The 19,425-nt window shown below is 58.4% G+C and carries 18 protein-coding genes and 1 tRNA gene; 10 read left to right on the plus strand and 9 right to left on the minus strand.

Annotated elements, in window-relative coordinates; translation table 11 throughout:
• Positions 1–16: 16 nt before the first annotated feature.
• Positions 17–91: transfer RNA gene (locus CAF90_RS06015), tRNA-Lys, on the minus strand.
• Positions 92–198: 107 nt separating this feature from the next.
• Entirely contained in the window at positions 199–1,080 is an 882-nt protein-coding gene (locus tag CAF90_RS06020) for a LysR family transcriptional regulator (RefSeq protein WP_085604866.1), read from the minus strand.
• A 126-nt stretch (positions 1,081–1,206) separates the two neighbouring features.
• On the opposite strand from CAF90_RS06020, the gene CAF90_RS06025 reads away from it, so the two are divergent.
• The 3 genes from CAF90_RS06025 (at position 1,207) to CAF90_RS06035 (ending at position 3,409) form a co-directional block, all read left to right on the plus strand.
• A complete protein-coding gene (locus tag CAF90_RS06025; protein ID WP_085604869.1) occupies positions 1,207–2,196 on the plus strand; it encodes a zinc-dependent alcohol dehydrogenase family protein in 990 nt (329 codons plus the stop codon).
• A gap of 215 nt (positions 2,197–2,411) precedes the next feature.
• Positions 2,412–2,675 (plus strand): hypothetical protein, encoded by a 264-nt coding sequence (locus tag CAF90_RS06030; RefSeq protein WP_007958136.1) that lies wholly within the window; start codon positions 2,412–2,414, stop codon positions 2,673–2,675.
• Positions 2,672–3,409: a Fic family protein gene (locus CAF90_RS06035; protein ID WP_007958137.1), complete on the plus strand. Its 738-nt coding sequence runs from the start codon at positions 2,672–2,674 to the stop codon at positions 3,407–3,409. The genes CAF90_RS06030 and CAF90_RS06035 overlap by 4 nt, the downstream gene beginning before the upstream one ends.
• Positions 3,410–3,486: 77 nt before the next feature.
• Here the strand turns inward: CAF90_RS06035 and ycaC are convergent, their stop codons facing one another.
• On the minus strand, positions 3,487–4,119 hold the full coding sequence (ycaC, locus tag CAF90_RS06040) for an isochorismate family cysteine hydrolase YcaC (protein WP_007958138.1): 633 nt from the start codon (positions 4,117–4,119) through the stop codon (positions 3,487–3,489).
• 220 nt (positions 4,120–4,339) lie between these two features.
• Between ycaC and CAF90_RS06045 the strand changes: the two genes are divergently transcribed.
• From CAF90_RS06045 to CAF90_RS06070, 5 genes are all read left to right on the plus strand, one after another.
• On the plus strand, positions 4,340–5,941 hold the full coding sequence (locus CAF90_RS06045) for a sensor domain-containing diguanylate cyclase (protein ID WP_085604873.1): 1,602 nt from the start codon (positions 4,340–4,342) through the stop codon (positions 5,939–5,941).
• A gap of 479 nt (positions 5,942–6,420) precedes the next feature.
• Positions 6,421–6,927, plus strand: a complete 507-nt coding sequence (gene msrA, locus CAF90_RS06055) for a peptide-methionine (S)-S-oxide reductase MsrA (protein ID WP_085604879.1) — start codon at positions 6,421–6,423, stop codon at positions 6,925–6,927.
• Positions 6,928–7,084: 157 nt separating this feature from the next.
• The gene (locus tag CAF90_RS06060; protein WP_085604882.1) at positions 7,085–8,596 is read left to right on the plus strand and encodes a diguanylate cyclase; all 1,512 of its coding nucleotides are present in this window, start codon (positions 7,085–7,087) and stop codon (positions 8,594–8,596) included.
• Positions 8,597–8,628: 32 nt separating this feature from the next.
• A complete protein-coding gene (locus CAF90_RS06065; RefSeq protein WP_085604885.1) occupies positions 8,629–9,069 on the plus strand; it encodes a DUF6130 family protein in 441 nt (146 codons plus the stop codon).
• Between the two features lie 25 nt (positions 9,070–9,094).
• Positions 9,095–9,667 (plus strand): DUF4157 domain-containing protein, encoded by a 573-nt coding sequence (locus CAF90_RS06070; protein WP_085604887.1) that lies wholly within the window; start codon positions 9,095–9,097, stop codon positions 9,665–9,667.
• A 59-nt stretch (positions 9,668–9,726) separates the two neighbouring features.
• On the opposite strand, the gene gabP is transcribed toward CAF90_RS06070, so the two are convergent.
• The 4 genes from gabP to CAF90_RS06090 all read right to left on the minus strand — a co-directional run bounded on the left by gabP (position 9,727) and on the right by CAF90_RS06090 (position 15,142).
• Positions 9,727–11,133 carry a GABA permease gene (gabP, locus tag CAF90_RS06075; RefSeq protein WP_085604890.1) on the minus strand — a complete coding sequence of 469 codons (1,407 nt, stop codon included), beginning with the start codon at positions 11,131–11,133 and terminating at the stop codon, positions 9,727–9,729.
• A 256-nt stretch (positions 11,134–11,389) separates the two neighbouring features.
• A complete protein-coding gene (locus tag CAF90_RS06080; RefSeq protein WP_085604893.1) occupies positions 11,390–11,821 on the minus strand; it encodes a cupin domain-containing protein in 432 nt (143 codons plus the stop codon).
• 35 nt (positions 11,822–11,856) lie between these two features.
• Entirely contained in the window at positions 11,857–14,250 is a 2,394-nt protein-coding gene (locus tag CAF90_RS06085; RefSeq protein WP_085604896.1) for a membrane-bound PQQ-dependent dehydrogenase, glucose/quinate/shikimate family, read from the minus strand.
• Between the two features lie 127 nt (positions 14,251–14,377).
• On the minus strand, positions 14,378–15,142 hold the full coding sequence (locus tag CAF90_RS06090; protein ID WP_085604899.1) for an SDR family NAD(P)-dependent oxidoreductase: 765 nt from the start codon (positions 15,140–15,142) through the stop codon (positions 14,378–14,380).
• A gap of 299 nt (positions 15,143–15,441) precedes the next feature.
• On the opposite strand from CAF90_RS06090, the gene CAF90_RS06095 reads away from it, so the two are divergent.
• Both CAF90_RS06095 and CAF90_RS06100 read left to right on the plus strand, forming a co-directional pair.
• On the plus strand, positions 15,442–15,933 hold the full coding sequence (locus tag CAF90_RS06095; RefSeq protein WP_085604902.1) for a cupin domain-containing protein: 492 nt from the start codon (positions 15,442–15,444) through the stop codon (positions 15,931–15,933).
• Positions 15,930–16,721, plus strand: a complete 792-nt coding sequence (locus CAF90_RS06100; RefSeq protein WP_085604905.1) for a carboxymuconolactone decarboxylase family protein — start codon at positions 15,930–15,932, stop codon at positions 16,719–16,721. Before CAF90_RS06095 ends, CAF90_RS06100 begins: the two co-directional genes overlap by 4 nt.
• A 79-nt stretch (positions 16,722–16,800) precedes the next feature.
• On the opposite strand, the gene CAF90_RS06105 is transcribed toward CAF90_RS06100, so the two are convergent.
• Both CAF90_RS06105 and CAF90_RS06115 read right to left on the minus strand, forming a co-directional pair.
• Positions 16,801–17,709 (minus strand): LysR family transcriptional regulator, encoded by a 909-nt coding sequence (locus CAF90_RS06105; RefSeq protein ID WP_085604908.1) that lies wholly within the window; start codon positions 17,707–17,709, stop codon positions 16,801–16,803.
• A 382-nt stretch (positions 17,710–18,091) separates the two neighbouring features.
• Complete coding sequence (locus CAF90_RS06115; RefSeq protein WP_085604911.1) at positions 18,092–19,306, minus strand: aldose 1-epimerase family protein; 1,215 nt, start codon at positions 19,304–19,306, stop codon at positions 18,092–18,094.
• Between the last annotated feature and the right edge of the window lie 119 nt (positions 19,307–19,425).

A 19,425-nucleotide genomic window follows, 5' to 3' on the forward strand; every position in this document is an offset into this window, starting at 1 on the left:
GTGACCTACTATGTAGTGGGTCCGGGGGCTGGATTCGAACCAGCGCCCACCCGGTTAAGAGCCGAGTGTTCTACCGCTGAACTACCCCGGAACAGAGCGCGCATTGTCGATGAGTGGCGAAAGTATGTGAAGCTCGGATTCAGGGATTTTGTTGCGACAAATCTCTGATCGTTAAGCCTTCATCACTCAATGCAGCGCTTATCCAAACGCTACGCGCACAAAATCAATAAAACTCCTCAACTTGGGTGTCAGCCTCGGATCCGGCGCATACAACAGATTCATCGGCGAAACCGGCACCTTGTACTGCGGCAGCAGACTCACCAGCGTCCCGCTTCGCAGCGAATCCTTGACCAGCTCCAGCGGCAACATCACCACCCCCAGCCCCGCCACTGCCCCGGACAGCAACGGATCGCCCTGATTAATCGTCAATCGGCTTTTAATCGGCACGTCGATGCAGCCTTCCGGGCCTTCGAATCGCAGGTGTGAGCGGCCGTCCGAATAGGCGAACGCCAGGCATTCATGTTCCTGAAGATCCCAGGGTGTCGTGATGGGTGGGCGGCGGGCGAGGTAGGACGGCGCTGCGCACAGCACCATTTGATAGGGCATCAGCGGCAGTGCTTTCAGGCCGCAGTCGGCGAGTTCGCCGATGCGGAACACCGCGTCGTATCCGCCGTCCACCAGGTCGACCAATTCGTTCGACAGCGTCAGGTCCACCGATACTTGCGGGTATCGGACCATGTACTCCAGCAGCTTCGGCGACAGCGAACTGACGCCGAACGTGACGGGCGCATTGATCCGCAGTCGACCGCTGGGCACGCCTCGGGTGACGGCGGCCATTTCTTCGGCGGCGTCCATGTCGGCCAGAATCAGTTTCGCCCGCTGATAGAACGTGCGGCCGAAATCCGTGAGGCTTTGCTTGCGGGTGGTGCGGTTGAGCAGCGAAACGCCCAGATGCTGCTCGAGCATTTTCACTTGCTTGCCGACCATTTGCGGGGACAGGTTGAGCTCGTCCGCCACCGCGCTGAAGGAGCCCAGCTCGACCGCTTTGACGAAGGTGGCCATGAGTGTGAGGCGATCCATTGGAAACTCGTTGTTTCTAGTGTTGCGCCATCCTAGGCCTTTATCCGGAGCAGGCCAAAGCCTAAATTGGCGTCCATGTCACCGGATCACGCCGGTACAATTTCATCGATAACCGAGGAAGAACAGATGGCACGCATTGTCAGGATTCATGAATACGGTGACGCGAGCGTCCTGAAACTGGAAAACGTCGACGTCCCGGCACCCGCAGCGGACGAAGTGCAGATCGAGGTCAAAGCCTTTGGCCTGAATCGCGCCGAGGTGATGTTCCGCAACCACGCCTATCTGCAGGAAGCGGAGTTTCCCAGCCGTCTTGGCTACGAAGCCGCAGGCGTGGTGGTGGCGGTTGGCGCCAACGCCAGCGAGTTCAAGATCGGTGATGCCGTCAGCCTGATTCCGCCGCTGGACATCGCGCGCTGGGGCACTTACGGCGAGCTGGCCAACGTGCCCGCCCACCTCACCGTCAAGCACCCGCAGAACCTGTCGTTTGAACAAGCGGCGGCATCCTGGATGCAATACGTCACCGCGTGGGGCGCACTGGTCGAACAGGCCAAATTGCAAAAGGACGATTTCGTGATCGTCACTGCCGCCTCCAGCAGCGTCGGCCTGGCAGCCTTCCAGATTGCCAAAATGGTCGGCGCCACTTCGATTGCCGTCACTCGAACCTGCGCCAAGAACCAAGCTTTGCTCGACGCCGGCGCCGCGCATGTGATCGTCAGCGATGAAGAAGACATGGTTGCAGCGGTCATGGCGCTGACCGACGGCAAAGGCGCGCGGGTGGTGTTCGATCCGGTGGGCGGCCCGTCGTTCGAACCGCTGACCCAAAGCATGGCGCGCGGCGGCATCCTGCTGGAGTACGGTGCCCTGAGCCCGGAACCGACGCCGTTCCCGCTGTTCACCGTGCTCGGCAAATGCCTGACGCTCAAGGGTTACCTCTACACAGAGATCGTCTCCGACCCGGCCATCCTGGCACGCGCCAAGGCTTTCATCGGCGACGGGCTGGCTTCGGGTGCGCTGCAACCGATCATCGCCAGGACGTTTGCCCTGGATGACATTCAGGAAGCGCATCGCTTTCTGGAGGCCAATCAGCAGGTCGGGAAGATTGTCGTCACGGTTTGAGGTGACGAGTTCCCTGCGCTTCTGTTTGCGGTAGAAACGACGAAAGCCTGCTTTTTTCAAAGCAGGCTTTCGTCTATTTGTAAGCATTGGTTTTTGGATGGCTGCGAGCTTGCGTAGCCGTTCATCAGGCTGTGGCTGTTCGGGACGCGCCGGCTGGAAAATCTGCGGAAGCGGCGTCATGCTATGCTCAGAGCAAGTGAACAAGGGCTTTCATAATGACTAAACCAGCCACTGACAGCGTCGCAACCGAGGTTCGTCGGCTTGCCAAGGCACATCACGTTACCGCAGACCGTGACAGCATGAGCTGCATGGCGGTTACCATCACTCGTCTGGCAGGAGATGTAGTTGAATTGGACGGTGTTGAGCAATTGCTCGTCAACCTCAAAAAGAAAGGTGTGCTGAACAAGTCCGAAATCATGTCGTACCAAGGACGCTACCTTGAGGAAAAGAGGCGTTCGAAAAAGAAGCTTAGTGCATGATATTTGATCCTTTCGGCGATTTCGAAACAGCGGGTTACCTTCAAAACTCGCTCAAGCTCAAAGACCCCACTGAAGTAAAAGAGTCCGAGCATCTCGCCTTCGAAGCGAGTATCGAAGACGCTCTGGCCTATCTGGCAAAGAGAAAAACCATCGATTTCAAATCCGTTCTAAAGACACATGAAATCCTGTTCTCCGGTTTCTATCCCTGGGCGGGAAAAGACAGGAACGAACTCGTCCCCCACCTCGCTGTTTTCAAGGGATCGAAAGAAGATCCTCACCACACAGTCTTTGAACGTCCCGACCTCATTAAAAGGTCCGTCGAGTACGCTCTTGAACTTGCAGCAAACAAGAAACGCTTCAGAGATCGTCCAGGGGAAGTGATGGGGCAGCTCGCCTCTGCTCACCCGTTTCTGGATGGCAATGGCCGCACAATACTGCTCGTGTACATGGAGCTGTGCTATCGGACGAGGTTTGCCATCGATTGGTCAGAAACCAACAAGGACGAGTATCTCCGCGCACTCAGTAATGAAATTCAAGATCCGTTCAAAGGGCATCTCGACACCTACCTGTTACCGTTCGTCATCGACATCTCCAGCCGTGACGAATGGCCGGAGATGATCGGCGGCATAAAAGGATTGGATGGTCTGGACAAAGAAGGCATTACGTACGGGAGCCTTGACGACCCAGAGATTCAGCAGCTCTATAAAACCTATAGAGCTCAGCCAATCGAATGACGGGCGCGTCCGGAGTAACGCAATAAAAACGAAAGCCTGCTTTTTTCAAAGCAGGCTTTCGTCTATCCGGCATCCGGTTATTTCTGATGCGCCGTCAGCGCTGCATAACCGTTCATCAAGTTGCGGTAGTTCGGGATGCGCTGGGACAGCAAATTGCCCAGGCCTTCGATGTCGTTGCGCCAGTCGCGGTGCAGTTCGCAGGCCACCGAGAACCAGTTCATCATCTGTGCGCCTGCCTGGGTCATGCGGTTCCACGCGGCTTGCTGCACGGTGGTGTTGAAGGTGCCGGAGGCGTCGGTCACCACGAACACGTCAAACCCTTCTGCCAGCGCCGACAGGGTCGGGAACGCTACGCACACGTCGGTCACGACACCGGCAATGATGATCTGCTTGCGGCCGGTGGCCTTGATCGCCTTGACGAAGTCTTCGTTGTCCCAAGCGTTGATCTGGCCTGGGCGGGCGATGTACGGCGCGTCCGGGAACATTTCCTTGAGTTCCGGCACCAGCGGGCCGTTCGGGCCTTGTTCGAAGCTGGTGGTGAGGATGGTCGGCAACTCGAAGAATTTGGCCAGATCGGCCAGCGCCAGCACGTTGTTCTTGAACTCGTTTGGCGAGAAGTCCTGAACCAGAGAAATCAGACCGGTCTGGTGGTCGACCAGCAGAACTACGGCGTCGTCTTTGTTCAGGCGGTTGTAGGTTGGAGTGCTCATGTTTGAATCCCTTTTTAGTTGTGGAAGTGCGTTTGCGTTCAAGATGGGCACAGATTACTGACTCGCCTGAAAGCGATAAATCGTCTGAAAAGCGTTTCACCGTCAACCCAAAACGGACAATCCACTCAAACTGCCAGGCAGTTCACACAGCCACCCCGACCTTCACGCCTATCCTTGTCATAATGCCGACCCGCTCAGAACGACCTCCAGGGAAATGTTGATGCCCGGACGCAACACGCAAGCGCCCACTCCAGATGAAGCACCGCGCGCGCCCCGCAAAGGCGTGAAGGCCGGCTCGACCTTTCGGCTGACCGTCAGTTTCATGCTGATGGTGGTCGTGGCCTTTCTGGCGGTAGAGAGCTGGCGGACTTGGCGCGACTATCGTTCGGTCTTTGCGTCCGCGCGTGATTCGGTGACCAACCTCGCCCGCGCCACGGCGCAGCATGCCGAGGACACCATCCGCCAAGTCGATGTGCTGACTGCGGGGCTGGCCGAGCGGGTCGAAGGCGATGGTCTGCAGAACCTGGATGTGGCGCGGATTCACAAGCTGCTCATCCAGCAGTCGAAAATCATGCCGCAGCTGCACGGCCTGTTCATCTACGGTCCGGACGGCCATTGGATCGTGACCGACAAGGAGGTCACGCCCGAGACCGCCAACAACGCCGACCGTGATTATTTCCAGTACCACCGCACCCATGAAGACCGGCGCGTGCGCATCGGTCAGGTGGTGGAAAGTCGTTCCACTCATGACCTGATCATTCCGATCTCGCGCCGCTTGAATAACCCCGACGGATCGTTCGCCGGCGTATTGCTGGGGACGGTCAAGGTCAGTTATTTCGTCGACTATTACGGTGACTTCCGCATCGATGACAAAGGCGCGCTGGTGCTGGCGATGCGCGACGGCACGATTCTTGTGCGCCGACCGTTCATTGCCTCGGTGGTCGGCAAAAGCCTGGCGAACAGCGAAATTTTCAAGACCTACCTGCCCAGCTCCAACCAGGGCATCGCCCAGATCAGGGCGGTGGTTGACGACACTGAGCGGCTTTACGGCTATCGCGCACTGACCACCTACCCGCTGGTGGTCGAGGCCGGTTTGTCCCGTGACTCCATCGTTGCGCCGTGGCGCCAGGACCTGCTGAAAAACGGCTTCGTGCTGGTGTTCCTGATTCTGGTGCTGGCCTGTTTCGGGCTCATCGTCCTGAGCCAGTTGCGCCAGCGGATGGCGATGGAACGGGAGATCCGTTCCGCGCACAAGACCATGCGCGACATGGCGCTGACCGACAGCCTCACAGGCCTCGGCAATCGCCGTCGACTGGACGCGGCGCTGACGGATGAGATTCGCCTGGCCCGACGTCAGGGTTCTCCGCTGTCATTGATCATGCTCGATGTCGACTACTTCAAGCGCTACAACGACCAGTACGGTCACGCTGCCGGCGATGACTGCCTGATCGCGGTCGGCGACGGGATTCGCAAAGCGGTCAAGCGGCCTTCGGATCTGGCTGTTCGCTACGGTGGCGAGGAATTCACCGTGCTGCTGCCCAACACCGACAGCGCCGGGGCAATTCAGGTGGCTGAAGACATTCTGCAGACCATTCGCTCGCTGGAGCTTGAACATGCCGGGCATCCTCTGGGGTATGTCACCGCGAGTGCGGGAATCACCACGCGTTATCCGGTTGACGATGCGGTGACTCCGGCCACCCTGCTCAAGTCAGCCGATACCTGTCTGTATCAGGCCAAGCAGCAAGGGCGGAATCGCTGGTGCTCGGCGCAGGCATCCCGGCAGATCCAGCCGATTGCGGCGATGCCGCGTACGGATCGCTGAGTGTGACTAAAACCAGCCAATTCCTGCGTCCTTCACGCACATAAGCAGCGTCCTACAGCAGCCGTCCCTCACGCCTGATTACGTGGGCACCCTCGCCTTCGATACCATCTACTGCCTGATCCGGACAGAACACAGAGGATGCGAAGAAAAGGCGTCTTTCCGCTGGACCTCGATTCAAGCAACCAGGCACGAGAGGTGTCCATGAAACACAAGAAGCCAAAAGCTCAACCAGCGCTTGCTTCCAGACTTCGTACCGAAGAACCCGGTTTGCCCATCAGGGTTTCAGCCAGTCAGCGGCATTTTTTGAAAGTAGCCGCAACGTGTGGCAAAGAAATGGAGCCTGATGGTTGGCTCGCCGGTGGTGGGCAAACACCGTAAGCCGACGCTTCACGATTTATTTACCGGCTCAACCTTGGAATCGGCTCACACTCCCTCATATCAAGGAACATCTGCGACCCATTCGAGAGGAAGGACATGCCATGACCACTCAAACCGAAACTGCCATTCTCGCCGGCGGCTGCTTCTGGGGCATGCAGGATCTGTTGCGCCGCTACCCCGGCGTGCTGCAGACGCGGGTCGGTTATTCCGGCGGTGACGTGCCGAACGCCACCTACCGCAATCATGGCAATCACGCCGAGGCCATCGAAATCGTCTTCGACCCTGCCGTGATCAGCTATCGGCAGATCCTTGAGTTTTTCTTTCAGATCCACGATCCGAGCACGCCCAACCGTCAGGGCAACGACCTCGGTCCGAGCTATCGTTCGGCGATCTATTACCTGAACGAGCAGCAACGCGATGTCGCCGAAGACACTGCGGCCGATGTCGACGCGTCAGGCCTCTGGCCAGGCCGGGTGGTTACCGAAATCGAACCGGCGGGACCGTTCTGGGAAGCGGAGCCGGAGCATCAGGATTACCTCGAGCGCATTCCGAATGGCTACACCTGCCACTTCATTCGCCCGAACTGGAAGCTGCCGAAACGCGGTTGAGGTGCAGCGGGGGTCGGTGCAGTAACCCGTTCATCTATTGCTGCAGCGACACCTGACTGCTTGTATCCTTGCGCACGATGAGGACGAACGGCTGCCGTTATTGCCTTGATCCAATAGCCTCTGGAACGGAAAAACGGACTTTCCATAAGGTAGTGACGTGAAGCGAGATACGCACCTGGTTGTGCTTTTGCTGTTGGTTATCGGCTGTTCCCTGGCCTCACTGACTGTCTGGAAGGTGCTGGCCTCTCGAGAGCGAGCGCTGGAGGAAGTGGACGTTCACGGGTTGAACCTGACCCAGGCGCTTGTCACCTATTCCGAAGGCATTGTCCGCCAAAGTTCGGCGCTTTTGCTCGGGCTCGTCGAACGCCTGGAAACCGAAGGCAGTGGCCCCGTTCAGATCCAGCGGATCAGTTCGCTGATCGACCGGCAGGAGCCGCTGATGCCACAGCTCAGCGGCATCACCATCTACGACAGTCAGGGACGCTGGCTGATGTCCTCCAACCGGCCGATTCCGGCCGGGGCAAATAGCAGTGATCGGGCCTATTTCATTCATCACCGCGATGATCCCTCCCCCGAGACCTTTATCGGTCCGCCCATTCAGAGCCGCTCCAATCAGGAATGGGTCATCACCGTCAGTCGACGCTTCAATGATGCTCGCGGTGAGTTTGCCGGAGTGGTCGCGGTGACCTTGGGCATCGAAAACTTTCTGCGGCTGTTTGGAAAGATCGATGTCGGCCAGGAGGGTGCCATCGGGTTGTCCTATACCGATGGTACGTTGCTGGTTCGCTACCCCTTCCGCGAGCAGGACATGGGGCGCAATTTTTCAAAATCACCGATCTACGCCAAGTACCTGGTGGATCGCTCTGTCGGCACCGCCTCGTTCACCTCCAGCCTGGACGGTGTGGAAAGGCTCTACGCCTTTCGCAAAAGTGACCGGCTGCCGTTGATCACGACCGTCGCACTCGGGAAACGCGAAGCCCTCGCCGCGTGGCGAACGGAGGCGCTGCTATCGGCCGTGGTGGTGACGGGCCTGCTGGCGCTGACTGGTCTCATCGGTTGGTTTTTGATACTGGATATCCGACGCAGAACCCAAGTAGAAGCGGAGTTGATGGGCACTCAGCAGCAGTTGCTTTCGTCAAACAGGCAACTCGAGCTGTTGGCAATGAAGGACGCCCTGACCGGTCTGGCCAATCGACGCTGCTTCGATGTGACGCTGGACCTGGAGGCGCGACGAGCGCAGCGCGACGGCACGTCCTTGGCACTGCTGATGATTGATATCGACTACTTCAAACTGTTCAACGATTCCTACGGGCATGTTGCCGGCGACGATTGTCTGCAACGCGTTGGCAACGTCGTGGAGACGTGCGTGCGCCGTCCCTCGGATCTTGTGGCGCGGTATGGCGGTGAAGAGATGGGCGTCATCATGCCCAATACCGACAGCGAAGGTGCGCAGATCGTGGCGCAACTGATCCTCGACCGGTTGCAGCAAGCGAACATTTCCCACGAATCCAGCCCGTTGGGACGAGTGAGTATCAGCATCGGGATTGCCACTGCCGCCGGTTCCCGACTAACCCCTGTGCAAGGTTTGATCGAGGCCGCCGATGAGGCGCTGTACAGTGCCAAGGCCTTGGGGCGAAACAGGTCGGTGAAACTGCCCGGCTTGATCTAGCCTTAAGTGAAACCACGCGGGAGAAAACCACCATGCCCCTCCCCCCCAAACACCTGTTCGCCCTTGCCATGGGTGTCGTCTCTTGCATGACGGCGCATGTTCAAGGGGCTGACACACTACAGCCACCCGCAATACTCCCGGTGCAATCCGAATCGGCGCCGCAGCTCATCGCCTACCCGCCCCTCCCTGCGCCACTTGCCCGTGGTGTTGTCATCATCCAGTACCGAACCGAACATGCCCGAATCATGCCGGTGTTTGGCAATGCGGCGGCGGAAGTATCACCTCGTCTCGGTCACCTGCATGTCACTGTCGACGACTGGAAAGGCACCTGGGCGCACACCAGTGAAGATCCGATCATCCTGGTGGGGCTGACACCCGGCAATCATAAGGTTCTGCTTGAAGTGGCGGATCCGACTCACCGGGTTCTCACCAGTGCGACAGTCAATTTTGTCGTTCCCGAGAAGACGCCCTGAAGAGGCCATACATCGAAAAGCGCCCATGCCCTCCACGCTTATCAGCCTCGTCACCTGGCTTGCCCTTGTAGCGCCGGCCCAGGCTGACCCATGCCCTGCCGGCGAAAAACAAGTATGCCTCGACAGCTGCATTTGCCTGCCGGACCCGGAACGTCTGTCTGAAGACCTCTTTCGGATCGCGGCTCCCGCGCTGGCCATGGGATTGATTCAGGCCCGCGCCGAAGCCGCCAGCACCGACATCAAATCGATTCCCCCGCATATCCGGGAGCAACTGCTGCGCTGGTATGACCCCAGCGTCCTCGATGCCGTGCACTACAAAATCACCGATGACGGCCAATACAACGCCGCCACGGCCATCCTGCAAAACCCGGATGTCGGAGCGGTGACGCTGATCGACATCATCCTGTTCCGCGATGCTGAAACCGCAGAACAGAACGTTGCACTCTGGGCGCACGAACTGAAGCACGTGCAGCAGTTTCAGGAATGGGGAGTCGACGGGTTTGCGCAGCGGTATACGCAGGATTTCAATGCGGTCGAGGCGCCGGCCTACGCGATACAGGGCGAAGTCAGACGTTGGCTGCGAGCCGAAGCCCGATGATCGGACATCCCCTGCGTCCATGCCGGGGATAGCCCCACCGTTCAAGCACCAGAAAAACCCTAGGCCTTGCCCGCCGAAACCGCCGCCCTCACCTGCCCATGCTGCCGCGTGGTCACCAGCCCGATAAAGGAAATCGCCAGCGCCAGCCCAATGGTCGACGTCACTTCCAGACGATGCTCGGGCGTCACCATCATCACCGCCAGCGCAGCGCAGATGAACGCGATCACCAGCCACGTCAGCCACGGAAACAGCCACATGCGAAACGTCAGCTCGACGTTCTGCCGACGCAGCATCCGGCGCATACGCAATTGCGAAACCGCGATCACCAGATACACCAGCAACGCAATCGCGCCGGAGCTGGCGAGCAGAAACTGGAACAGCCCGGCCGGCATGAAATAGCTGAACAGCGTCACCCCGGCGCCGATCACGGTGCTGGCAATCACCGCCGCCCTCGGCACGCCCGCAGCGGAGGTCACTTTCAGCGGTTGCGGGGCATCGCCGCGTCGGCCCAGCGAGAACAGCATTCGCGAGGAAATGTAGATCGAGGAGTTCATGCAACTGGCCACGGCGATCAGCACGACCACATCGACCAGGAATTTGGCGTTGGGAACGTTCATCAACTCCAGCGCGCGCTGGTAAGAGCCGACGGACGCCAGCAGCGGATCGTTCCAGGGCACCACGGAAATCACCACGAAAATCGACAGCAGATAAAACACGCCGATGCGCCAGATCACCGAGCGCGTGGCCTTGGCGATGTTCTGCGCCGGGTTGCTCGATTCGGCGGCCGCGATGGTCACCGCTTCGGTCCCGATAAAACTGAACATGATGGTGATAAAGGCGCCGACCACCGCCGACAAACCATTGGGCGCGAAACCGCCGTGCTCTTCCATCAACCGGCTCAATCCGCTGGCCTCACGCTCCGGAATCCAGCCCATCAACACCGCAAAACCCAGCCCGATGAACCCGATGATCGCCATCACTTTGGCCATCGCGAACCAGAACTCGAACTCGCCGTACTTGGACACGCTGAACAGGTTGGTTACCACCAGCAAAATGATCGACAACAACGCGAACAACCACGCATCGACCTGGGGAAACCACTGATTCAACACATGCCCGGCGGCCAGCGCTTCGATCGGAATGACCAGCACCCAGAACCACCAATACAACCAACCGATGGTGAACCCCGCCCAGCGCCCGATGGCCTGATCGGCATAGGTGGAAAATGATCCCGTGTCCGGATGGGCCACGGCCATTTCGCCGAGCATGCGCATGACCAGCACAACCAGCAGACCGGAGAAGAGATAAGCGAGCAAGACGGCCGGGCCGGCGGCGGCAATGGCGTGGCCGGAGCCGACAAACAGCCCCGCACCGATGATGCCGGCGATGGAAAGCATGGTGACATGACGCGGCTTGAAGCCCTGCGCCAACTGACCGTTCGAGTCCTTCGAGTTCAGGCTATTCATTGTTTTTGTTGTTCTCTGGTGATCGACGTTTGGGCGTACTGACGACGTGTCAGGCGATCATCATTTCTTCCTGTTGCCCTGCTCCAGAGCGGCGCACCTCAAGCGCTGCAGCGTTAAAAATCGGTCGGACGACGACGCAGGGCGATGAAATGATGCGTCACCTTACGTGCCTGGAGTTGATCGTAAATAGCCTGGGAGCGGCATGGGAGCGTCTGATTTCGACATGGCGAAGGAGTAACGTTCATCACGGGAGATATCAGTGGCCGTGCTTACACGAAGCATGCTCTTCAGGCCCGATCTGATATTGCTCATCCGTCACTTTCTCCAGCCACTCAACGTTTTTTCCGTTCAGGGCTTCCTGGACCGCGATATGGGTCATCGAAGTTGTCATCGAAGCACCATGCCAATGCTTATGGCCAGGTGGGCACCAGATAACGTCACCCGCTCGTATTTCCACGATCGGCTCACCTTCACACTGGGTCCAGCCACAGCCTGCGGTAACGATCAACGTCTGGCCCAGTGGATGGGTGTGCCAGGCAGTACGTGCCCCTGGTTCGAAGGTGACGCTTGCCACCGACACCCTCGCAGGCTCGGGTGGAAAGTTGAGAGGGTCGATCCTGACGGTTCCAGTGAACCACTCATCTGGACCTTTTACGGACGGTTGAGAGCCTGCGCGTTTGAGTTGCATGGTTGTTCCTTATAGGACGAATCGAAGGCTGACCTTCATGGTTGAGTTTGACTTCCGAGTGCATAGGCCACCACGTAATCTCCTTTCTGTGTTGTCGCCGAGTTGCCGCCAGCGCTGACGACCAGGAACTGCCTGCCCGTTCTTGGCGATACATAAGTCATGGGCGTCGCTTCAGCACCGACAGGCAGGCGCCCCTTCCACAATTCTTTCCCTGTCCGCACATCGAAGGCGCGGATGTAGAAGTCCTGGGAGCCGGCAATAAAGATCAATCCGCTTGAAGTGGTGACAGGACCGCCGCGTGTCGGCATGCCTATGGGCATCGGTAGATGTGTAGCAATACCCAACGGGCCGGTTTGCTCGGTCGTGCCTAAAGGCATCGACCAGACCACTTTGCGTGTTGCCAAATCCACAGCGCTGATCGTTCCATAGGGCGGCTCCTGACAAGGAATACCCAGGGGCGACAAGAAGCGCCCCTGCTCTATACCCCAAGGTGTTCCCGCCTGCGGCGCATTGCCCTCATGCCCGCCACCGGCAAGCACTTTCTCATCGTAGGCAGCGCGGGGAATCATCCGGCTGCGCGTAGCGACACGGGTGTCGTTGACGATCATGTAGCCCAGGTTTTCCGCGATGGAAACCGAGCCCCAATTCATGCCACCCAGCCAACTTGGATACTGAATGGTCAGTCGCTCGCTGGGCGGCGTGAACTCACCTTCATAACGCGACCTGCGAAACTCGATTCGGCAAAACAACTGGTCGAGCGGCGTCAGTCCCCACATGCGTTTCTCACTCAGCGGCTCGTTGCCTATGGACGGCATTCCGACCGAGTACGGCTGCGTGGGCGAAATTCGATCATCGGCAACGCCCCCCTGAGGGACGGGTTGTTCTCGCACTTGTGCAATCGGGGTGCCTGTGCGCCGGTCGAGCATGAAAATCTGCCCGCGTTTGGTTGTCTGAATCAGCGCAGGGAGTGTTCCACCCTTGGCATCTGGAACGTCATACAGCGCCGGTTGCGATGGAACATCGTAGTCCCAGATATCGTGATGTACTGTCTGGAAGCGCCACCGCTCACGCCCCGTCGCAATGTCCAGAGCAACAATGGAGGATGAATAGCGATCATCGGCTTCGGTGCGATGGCCGCCCCAGAAATCCGGTGTTGCGTTGCCTGTAGGCAAATAGATCAAGCCCAAGGCGTCATCGAAAGCAGGCGTCGACCAGACATTGGGGGTACCGGCCGTGTAAGTCTGCCCCTCCGGTGGTTCACCCGTAATCGCCGGATTACCCAAGTCCCAGGCCCAAATGAGCGCGCCCGTACGAGCATCAAATGCACGTACGACACCGGACGGTTCGCCTGTTTTCTGGTTGTCCCAGACCAGTCCGCCGACCACGACAAGGTTACGCACCACGGTGGGGGCCGCGGTTGGAAAGTAGAGCTCCTTGTCCGCACTGCCCATGCCGATGCGCAGACTGACACTGCCACCCTCACCGAAATCAGTGCACGCCTGCCCAGTCTGGGCGTCCACCGCGATCAGGCGCGCGTCAACAGTGGTCGCAATGATCCGGCGCGTGCAGGCAGCCGCAGTTGCACTGGCAACGGCTGGCGAAGTGGCGTTTAGCGTCGAGTCGTAATAGCCCACGCCACGGCAGCGTGGGTAGATGTTATTGGCTTGAGTCTGTGGGTCGTGGTGCCAGATCGGTTTACCCGTATCGGCATCCAAAGCAAACAACTGGCTGGATTGGGTACACCCATAGAGCACGCCATTGACGTGAAGCGGCGTCACCACGTGCCCCTGTCTTCCTTCGGGAGTTTCCCCGGTCCTGTAAGTCCAGGCCACTTTCAACCCGGACACGTTTTGTGGAGTGATTTTGTCCAGCAAGGCATGGCGTGTGCCAGAGGGGGTATGGCCGAAATAACGCCAGTCAGTTGCGGGTTCAACTGTTCCTACGGCTTTTCCGGGCACAGGAGCGGGAGCACCGTCAGCCGTCTGGATCGGCTGTGGCTGCAAGGCGGCATAGAAAGTCGCTACAAGACCAACAGCGACGACCACAGCACCGCCATATCCAAGCGCAGTGGATACGCTGCGTCCACCGCGACGCAAACGCGGCATCAGTAGCAGGACGAACAAGGCAATAACGGCCAGCGCTATCAGCCGGGAGAACAACGGCCAAAAAGACAGCCCCACCTCCCACAGCGCCCAAACGATGGAAAGAAGGAACACCCCCAGATAAAGAATTGCGCCAAACAGACTGCGCCGAATGAGTAGCACACTTGCGATCGTCAATCCGGCTCCCGCGAGCGCGAAATACCATGATCCACCGAGCGTTACGAGGTAGCTGCCGCCCACAAGCATGAACAATCCAGTCAAGAGAACGACTGAACCCAGAGCGATCAGCAGAACCGTGGCTGCCTTGGTGGCGTTCGATTTCGGCATCGGGTTTCATTCCTTATGGCTGAAATTCAGGCGCACTCTGCCGTCAACTCCAGTAGAGCCATTTGCTAGAGGCCGGGGGTTATTGGGTGAACAGGTTTGCAAATGTTTTTGCGCAGACAGTGTGGCGTCAACGCATGATGAAACCACCATCCACCGAGATGGATTGGCCAGTCACGTAAGTTGAGGTGCTGCTGCTCAGCCACAGAACCGCGTCGGCGATCTCTTCGGGGCGGCCATGTCGACCCATGGGCACGCTTTTGATCATGGCTTCGAGCGCTTCGCCCTGCCCTGCGGCGACCATCTGGTCGGCCATTGGCGTCCAGATCAGACCCGGGCACACGGCATTGATGCGGATGTTCCGGGTTGCGTATTCAAGCGCCGCGCTTTTGGTCAACCCGATCACACCATGCTTTGCTGCGTGATAGTTACCCCGCTCAGCGCCACCCACCAGGCCGCCCAAGGATGAACAGTTGACGATGGTTCCACTGCCTTGTCGACGCATATGCTCCAGCTCAAACTTCATGCAGCTCCATACGCCACGCAGGTTGACCGACATGACCCTGTCGAAATCCTCGGCGGTGGCATCAGCTGTTTCTGCCAACAGGTTCTGGACACCTGCATTATTGAAGGCTGCATCCAGTCGCCCAAAAGTAGCGATGGTTTCTTTCACCATGGCTTCAACTTGATCAATGTCAGAGACATCGCAACGAGTTCCAATCGCCTGATGACCCGCGCCAATCAAGGCCTCGGCTGCAACCCGCGCGGCCTCTCCATTTATGTCGGCCAACATGACGGATGCACCCGCTTGCGCGAAGGCCTGGGCTGTCGCCAAACCGATCCCGGATGCAGCGCCAGTGACCAGTGCGACCTTATTCTCGAACGAAAAGCTCATCGGTATTTCCTCTATCGTTTCACCAAAGCATTGCCGCTGCTTCGGCCCCGGAGTTGATTGGGTTGCATCAAGCTAATCAACACTGAAGAGGATGAATACCGGGGGTAAACGGGATGTTACGTTGAGCAACATTCATCAATCCTTTAAGCACTGGCCTGCCAAGGCCGCGTGGGGCAATAACGCTGCTGGTGGAATTGATGAGTAGCACTCATCGCTTCATGTAGGTTTTGCCTTGTAGTCCCCGTCGGACTCATGAATTAGCTTGTCGGTTAGTCCGTCCACAAAACAGGAAACTTCCGATGAGAACACTCGTTTGCGTGCCTGCAGTGGCCGCAAGCCTTATGGCCTCGATACCTGCGCAAGCTGCGGATCTCCCCCAGGAACAAGTCATGAGCATCGTCCGCAACGGCGACCAGGCCTCCATCATGGGCGCCCCACAAAACTTCGTCGGCAATGCGCGGATTGATCCTTTGTTCCCGGCCCGTGCCCCTTCGAAAATGTCAGCGGGCGCTGTCACCTTTCAGCCGGGTGCCCGATCTGCGTGGCACACTCATCCATTGGGCCAGGCGTTGATCGTCACGGCAGGCACCGGGTGGATTCAACAGGTGGGCGGAGAAAAGATGCTCATCAAACCTGGTGACGTGATCTGGACTCCGCCGGGTGTGAAGCATTGGCACGGTGCGACAGCCACGACAGGCATGACTCACATCGCGATCCAGGAATCAGTGGACGGAAAAAACGTCGAGTGGCTGGAACCCGTGAGTGCAGCGCAGTACGAGGCTTCCCGATGAGACTGATCAAAATAGGCCTGACCTCCTTATCATTGCTGCTGACTGCGTGCGCGACCACCGACAGATCCTCCACGGCCTCGCGCCTGCCAACAGTGCCCTCCCTGGATGACGTGCGAGCCGTATCCCCGGCCTTGGCGCACAACACCGAATCGACCCTGCTCGCAGAAGTCTGGAAACGCCCGGGGTTGTCGCCACGCGACCGTAGCCTGGTCACTCTGGCGGTGCTCATCTCCAAACAGCAAACAGTTGAAATGGCTTACCACGTCAATCTCGCACTGAACAATGGCGTCACGCCAGGCGAGATATCCGAGGTGATCAACCATCTCGCCTTCTACACCGGGTGGGGTAACGCGACGGCCACCATTCTCATCGTGAAGGATGTCTTTGCAAAGCGCGGTGTCACGGCGGATCAACTACCACCCGTATCGCCCGTATTGCTGCCCATCGACGAAGCTTCGGAGGAAGTCCGCAAAGCGTTCGTCGACAAGACAGTCGGCCCGGTATCCCCGGGTGTGGTTCATTACACTGGCGCAGCCTTGTTTCATGACCTCTGGCTTCGTCCCGGCCTTGCTCCGCGTGACCGCAGTCTGATTACCATCAGTGCCCTGATTGCCACCGGACAAGTCGCTCAACTCGGCGCCCACCTCAATCGCGCGATGGACAACGGCCTGACTCAGGAAGAGGCTTCCGAAACGCTGACACAGCTGGCGTTCTACACCGGCTGGCCCAATGTATTCTCAGCAGTTCCGGTGGTTGGCGAAGTGTTTGCCAAACGTCAGAAGTCTTGAAGAAGCGCCATCAGAAGGACGACCGACTCGGACAAAACACCTCATGGCAGGAGCCGTCCGAGGGTGAATCAATAAAAGCTTAATCACCGAGGGGCTTAAGCTCGCGGATCAAGTCGATCAACAGTCGAAGCCCCATCGGCAATTGCCGATGACTCGAGTAGTACATGTGGAACCCTGGCGCCACGCTGGACCAGTCATCCAGCACCCTGGTGGCCTCGCCACTCTCAACCAGGGGCGCCATCGCCGGCTCAGGCGCATACATCAGACCCGCCCCCTGACGAACCAGTGAAAGGCCCACTCGGGTCTCGTCGATGGTGATATTACCCGGGGCGGCTATCGCCAGATGCTCGCCGTCCTTCTCGAACTCCCAGTCATACATGCAGCCATTGCCCAGCCGAATCCGCAGACAACGATGCTCAAGAAGATCGCTTGGGTGCAGCGGCACACCATACCGATCAAGATAGTCGGGGGCACCAGCGACTACCCATCGGATATCCGGAGACAGCCGTTGAGCGATCATGTCTTCCGGGACCGTACCACCATAACGAATGCCTGCATCATGGCCGCCACCAATGACATCGACCATCAGATTGGTCACGGTAAGGTCGACTTGAATCTCTGGAAAACGATCATTGAAGACTGGGAGCACTGGCCCCAAAAGCAGGTCTGCCGCATCGCTCAGCAGGTTCAGTCGGATGCGCCCGGTGGGCTCGTCCCGAAAGCGATTGAGCGCTTCCACCGCCTGGCTGATTTCATCCATGGGCATGCTGATCACGCTATGCAATTCTTCGCCTGCTGCGGTCAGTGTGACGCTACGGGTCGTGCGGTTCAGCAGTCGCACGCCAAGCCGGGTTTCGAGGCCCTTGATCGCATGACTCAGTGCAGAGGCACTGATTCCCACCTCCTGGCCAGCACGGCTAAAACTTTGATGCCGGGCAATAGCCAAAAATAAAACGAAATCGGCAAGATTGGCGCGACTGACCTGCATGTTGATTTTCCTGCTCGGGGATGAGTGAGAGTCCAAGGATGTAGGTTGGCGGTATCAGCCTTGATCTATAGTGCACAGCACAACACATTGATGAGCGTTGCTCAACAAATGCCCCCAGAACGCACAACAATATTTCTTCCAAAACAGAGAGAGAGCACATCCATTCTCGTCCTGGCCCGCTTCAATTCGGATGGCGTCCTGCAATACCGATAGGCAAATTTCAATGCGTGGGAAATTGTGCGCGGCACGCTCGGTGCGGCGTTGATGATGCTTGCGCTGGGGCGACCCTACGGGGCATTTCTCAACAGGGTACGCAAGGTGTTCGGCTTGCCTCCGGGTGGCGACAAGCCGATGTCGCTGAACAGTTGAGCGACCGCCGGTTTTACCCCTTGGTCAGATCAACCAACGGTGCCTGCCGCACCTCGGTCTCCCGCCCGCCCTGAATTTCGCTTACCTGCTTCAAGGCCTTATCCACGGCTGTCTTATCCGCCAACAAGCTGTAGCTGATGCGGAACTGTTTGTGTTCCTTCGGCGCGATGGTGGGTACCAGGTTCAGTGGCCGCTGATAACGGCGGTTGTAGGAAAAACTCGTCCCCGGCTCCAGCCCGGTGACATAACCCTGACCTTGGGTATCGGTGTTCTTCCACAGAGAAAACACCGGCAATGTCTGCGTATTGAAGCCAACCGAAACGCCCAGGCTGCCAGCCTTGTTATGCAATACGGTCAACGTATCGCCCTTGGCATCGGCATACGGCACGACGTTGTAAACCGTTTCGTCGTAGTCCTTGGTCGGTGCGCGGTAGGTTTGCCATTCAGCCAAATCGCCCTTGGCTTTGTCGTTGAACGGCGACACCTGTTTCACCGGCGCGGCGAAACGAGCGCCCTGCTCCAGGAACGGGGTGCTGAAGTTGCTGTGGTACAGCGCCTGGTATTCCTTCGGATAGTCACCGTTGTTGGTCAGGGTGTCGTTGAGGGCGAACACTACGCTGCCGGGTTCGGTGACCAGTTCGGTGGCGACGGAGAAGTCGACTTTCTTGAACGCCTGCTCTTTCAGCTCACCGCGCAGGGTGATGGCGTACGGTGGCTTTTCATCGATGTGCAGGGTGACTTTGTTTGCAGGAATGTTGGCGGCCCGGCCGTGCAGGGTCAGCAGTTCGCCGTTGTCGACGCCGGGGTGGCCGACCCACTCGTATCCGCAGCGGGTCACCAGTTCATTGAAGCCTTCAAGCCAGCCCAGACCACCGCGGCCATTGAGTTCGATGAAGGACGGATTGACCACTTCCTTGACCGGCGAATCCCAGCCCATACGCACATCGCCGACCGAGGCCTGCAAGACGTTCATTCCCCGCGTCGGCACCACCGAGAGTTTCATCGTGCCGTTATCGATGTCGACAATACTGACGCCCTCCTGCCGACCGCCATGCAAGGTGCGCAGGCTGACGCTGAAGGGTTTGTCGGTTTTCACGCCGAGTTGCTGGCTGGTGATCTGCCAGTTCTGAGCGGCTTTGTCGGTGTCAAGCAGAACGTAATCCCAGGCCATGGCATGGGAGGCAGCGGACAGTGCGCTGAGGGCAACAACGAGTTTGAGCGGGGTCATGGGAGCAGCCTTTCTTGGAGTTGTGGCTCTTTTTATAAACTTGCTGAAACGTTTCATCAAGCTTAAAAAGTGACGCGCGCTGGTAGGTGCCAAGAAAGAATGGGTATGGAGAGGAAAAT

Origin of the sequence: Pseudomonas sp. B37(2017), from assembly GCF_002112885.1 — a bacterium.
Classification (GTDB): domain Bacteria; phylum Pseudomonadota; class Gammaproteobacteria; order Pseudomonadales; family Pseudomonadaceae; genus Aquipseudomonas; species Aquipseudomonas paraglycinae.

Excerpts from the sequence above, each read along its gene's own strand:
- CAF90_RS06020 (WP_085604866.1), bottom strand. The coding sequence starts at position 1,080 with ATGGATCGCCTCACACTCATGGCCACCTTCGTCAAAGCGGTCGAGCTG.
- CAF90_RS06025 (WP_085604869.1), top strand. The coding sequence starts at position 1,207 with ATGGCACGCATTGTCAGGATTCATGAATACGGTGACGCGAGCGTCCTG.
- CAF90_RS06030 (WP_007958136.1), top strand. The coding sequence starts at position 2,412 with ATGACTAAACCAGCCACTGACAGCGTCGCAACCGAGGTTCGTCGGCTT.
- CAF90_RS06035 (WP_007958137.1), top strand. The coding sequence starts at position 2,672 with ATGATATTTGATCCTTTCGGCGATTTCGAAACAGCGGGTTACCTTCAA.
- ycaC (WP_007958138.1), bottom strand. The coding sequence starts at position 4,119 with ATGAGCACTCCAACCTACAACCGCCTGAACAAAGACGACGCCGTAGTT.
- CAF90_RS06045 (WP_085604873.1), top strand. The coding sequence starts at position 4,340 with ATGCCCGGACGCAACACGCAAGCGCCCACTCCAGATGAAGCACCGCGC.
- msrA (WP_085604879.1), top strand. The coding sequence starts at position 6,421 with ATGACCACTCAAACCGAAACTGCCATTCTCGCCGGCGGCTGCTTCTGG.
- CAF90_RS06065 (WP_085604885.1), top strand. The coding sequence starts at position 8,629 with ATGCCCCTCCCCCCCAAACACCTGTTCGCCCTTGCCATGGGTGTCGTC.
- CAF90_RS06070 (WP_085604887.1), top strand. The coding sequence starts at position 9,095 with ATGCCCTCCACGCTTATCAGCCTCGTCACCTGGCTTGCCCTTGTAGCG.
- gabP (WP_085604890.1), bottom strand. The coding sequence starts at position 11,133 with ATGAATAGCCTGAACTCGAAGGACTCGAACGGTCAGTTGGCGCAGGGC.
- CAF90_RS06080 (WP_085604893.1), bottom strand. The coding sequence starts at position 11,821 with ATGCAACTCAAACGCGCAGGCTCTCAACCGTCCGTAAAAGGTCCAGAT.
- CAF90_RS06085 (WP_085604896.1), bottom strand. The coding sequence starts at position 14,250 with ATGCCGAAATCGAACGCCACCAAGGCAGCCACGGTTCTGCTGATCGCT.
- CAF90_RS06090 (WP_085604899.1), bottom strand. The coding sequence starts at position 15,142 with ATGAGCTTTTCGTTCGAGAATAAGGTCGCACTGGTCACTGGCGCTGCA.
- CAF90_RS06095 (WP_085604902.1), top strand. The coding sequence starts at position 15,442 with ATGAGAACACTCGTTTGCGTGCCTGCAGTGGCCGCAAGCCTTATGGCC.
- CAF90_RS06100 (WP_085604905.1), top strand. The coding sequence starts at position 15,930 with ATGAGACTGATCAAAATAGGCCTGACCTCCTTATCATTGCTGCTGACT.
- CAF90_RS06105 (WP_085604908.1), bottom strand. The coding sequence starts at position 17,709 with ATGCAGGTCAGTCGCGCCAATCTTGCCGATTTCGTTTTATTTTTGGCT.
- CAF90_RS06115 (WP_085604911.1), bottom strand. The coding sequence starts at position 19,306 with ATGACCCCGCTCAAACTCGTTGTTGCCCTCAGCGCACTGTCCGCTGCC.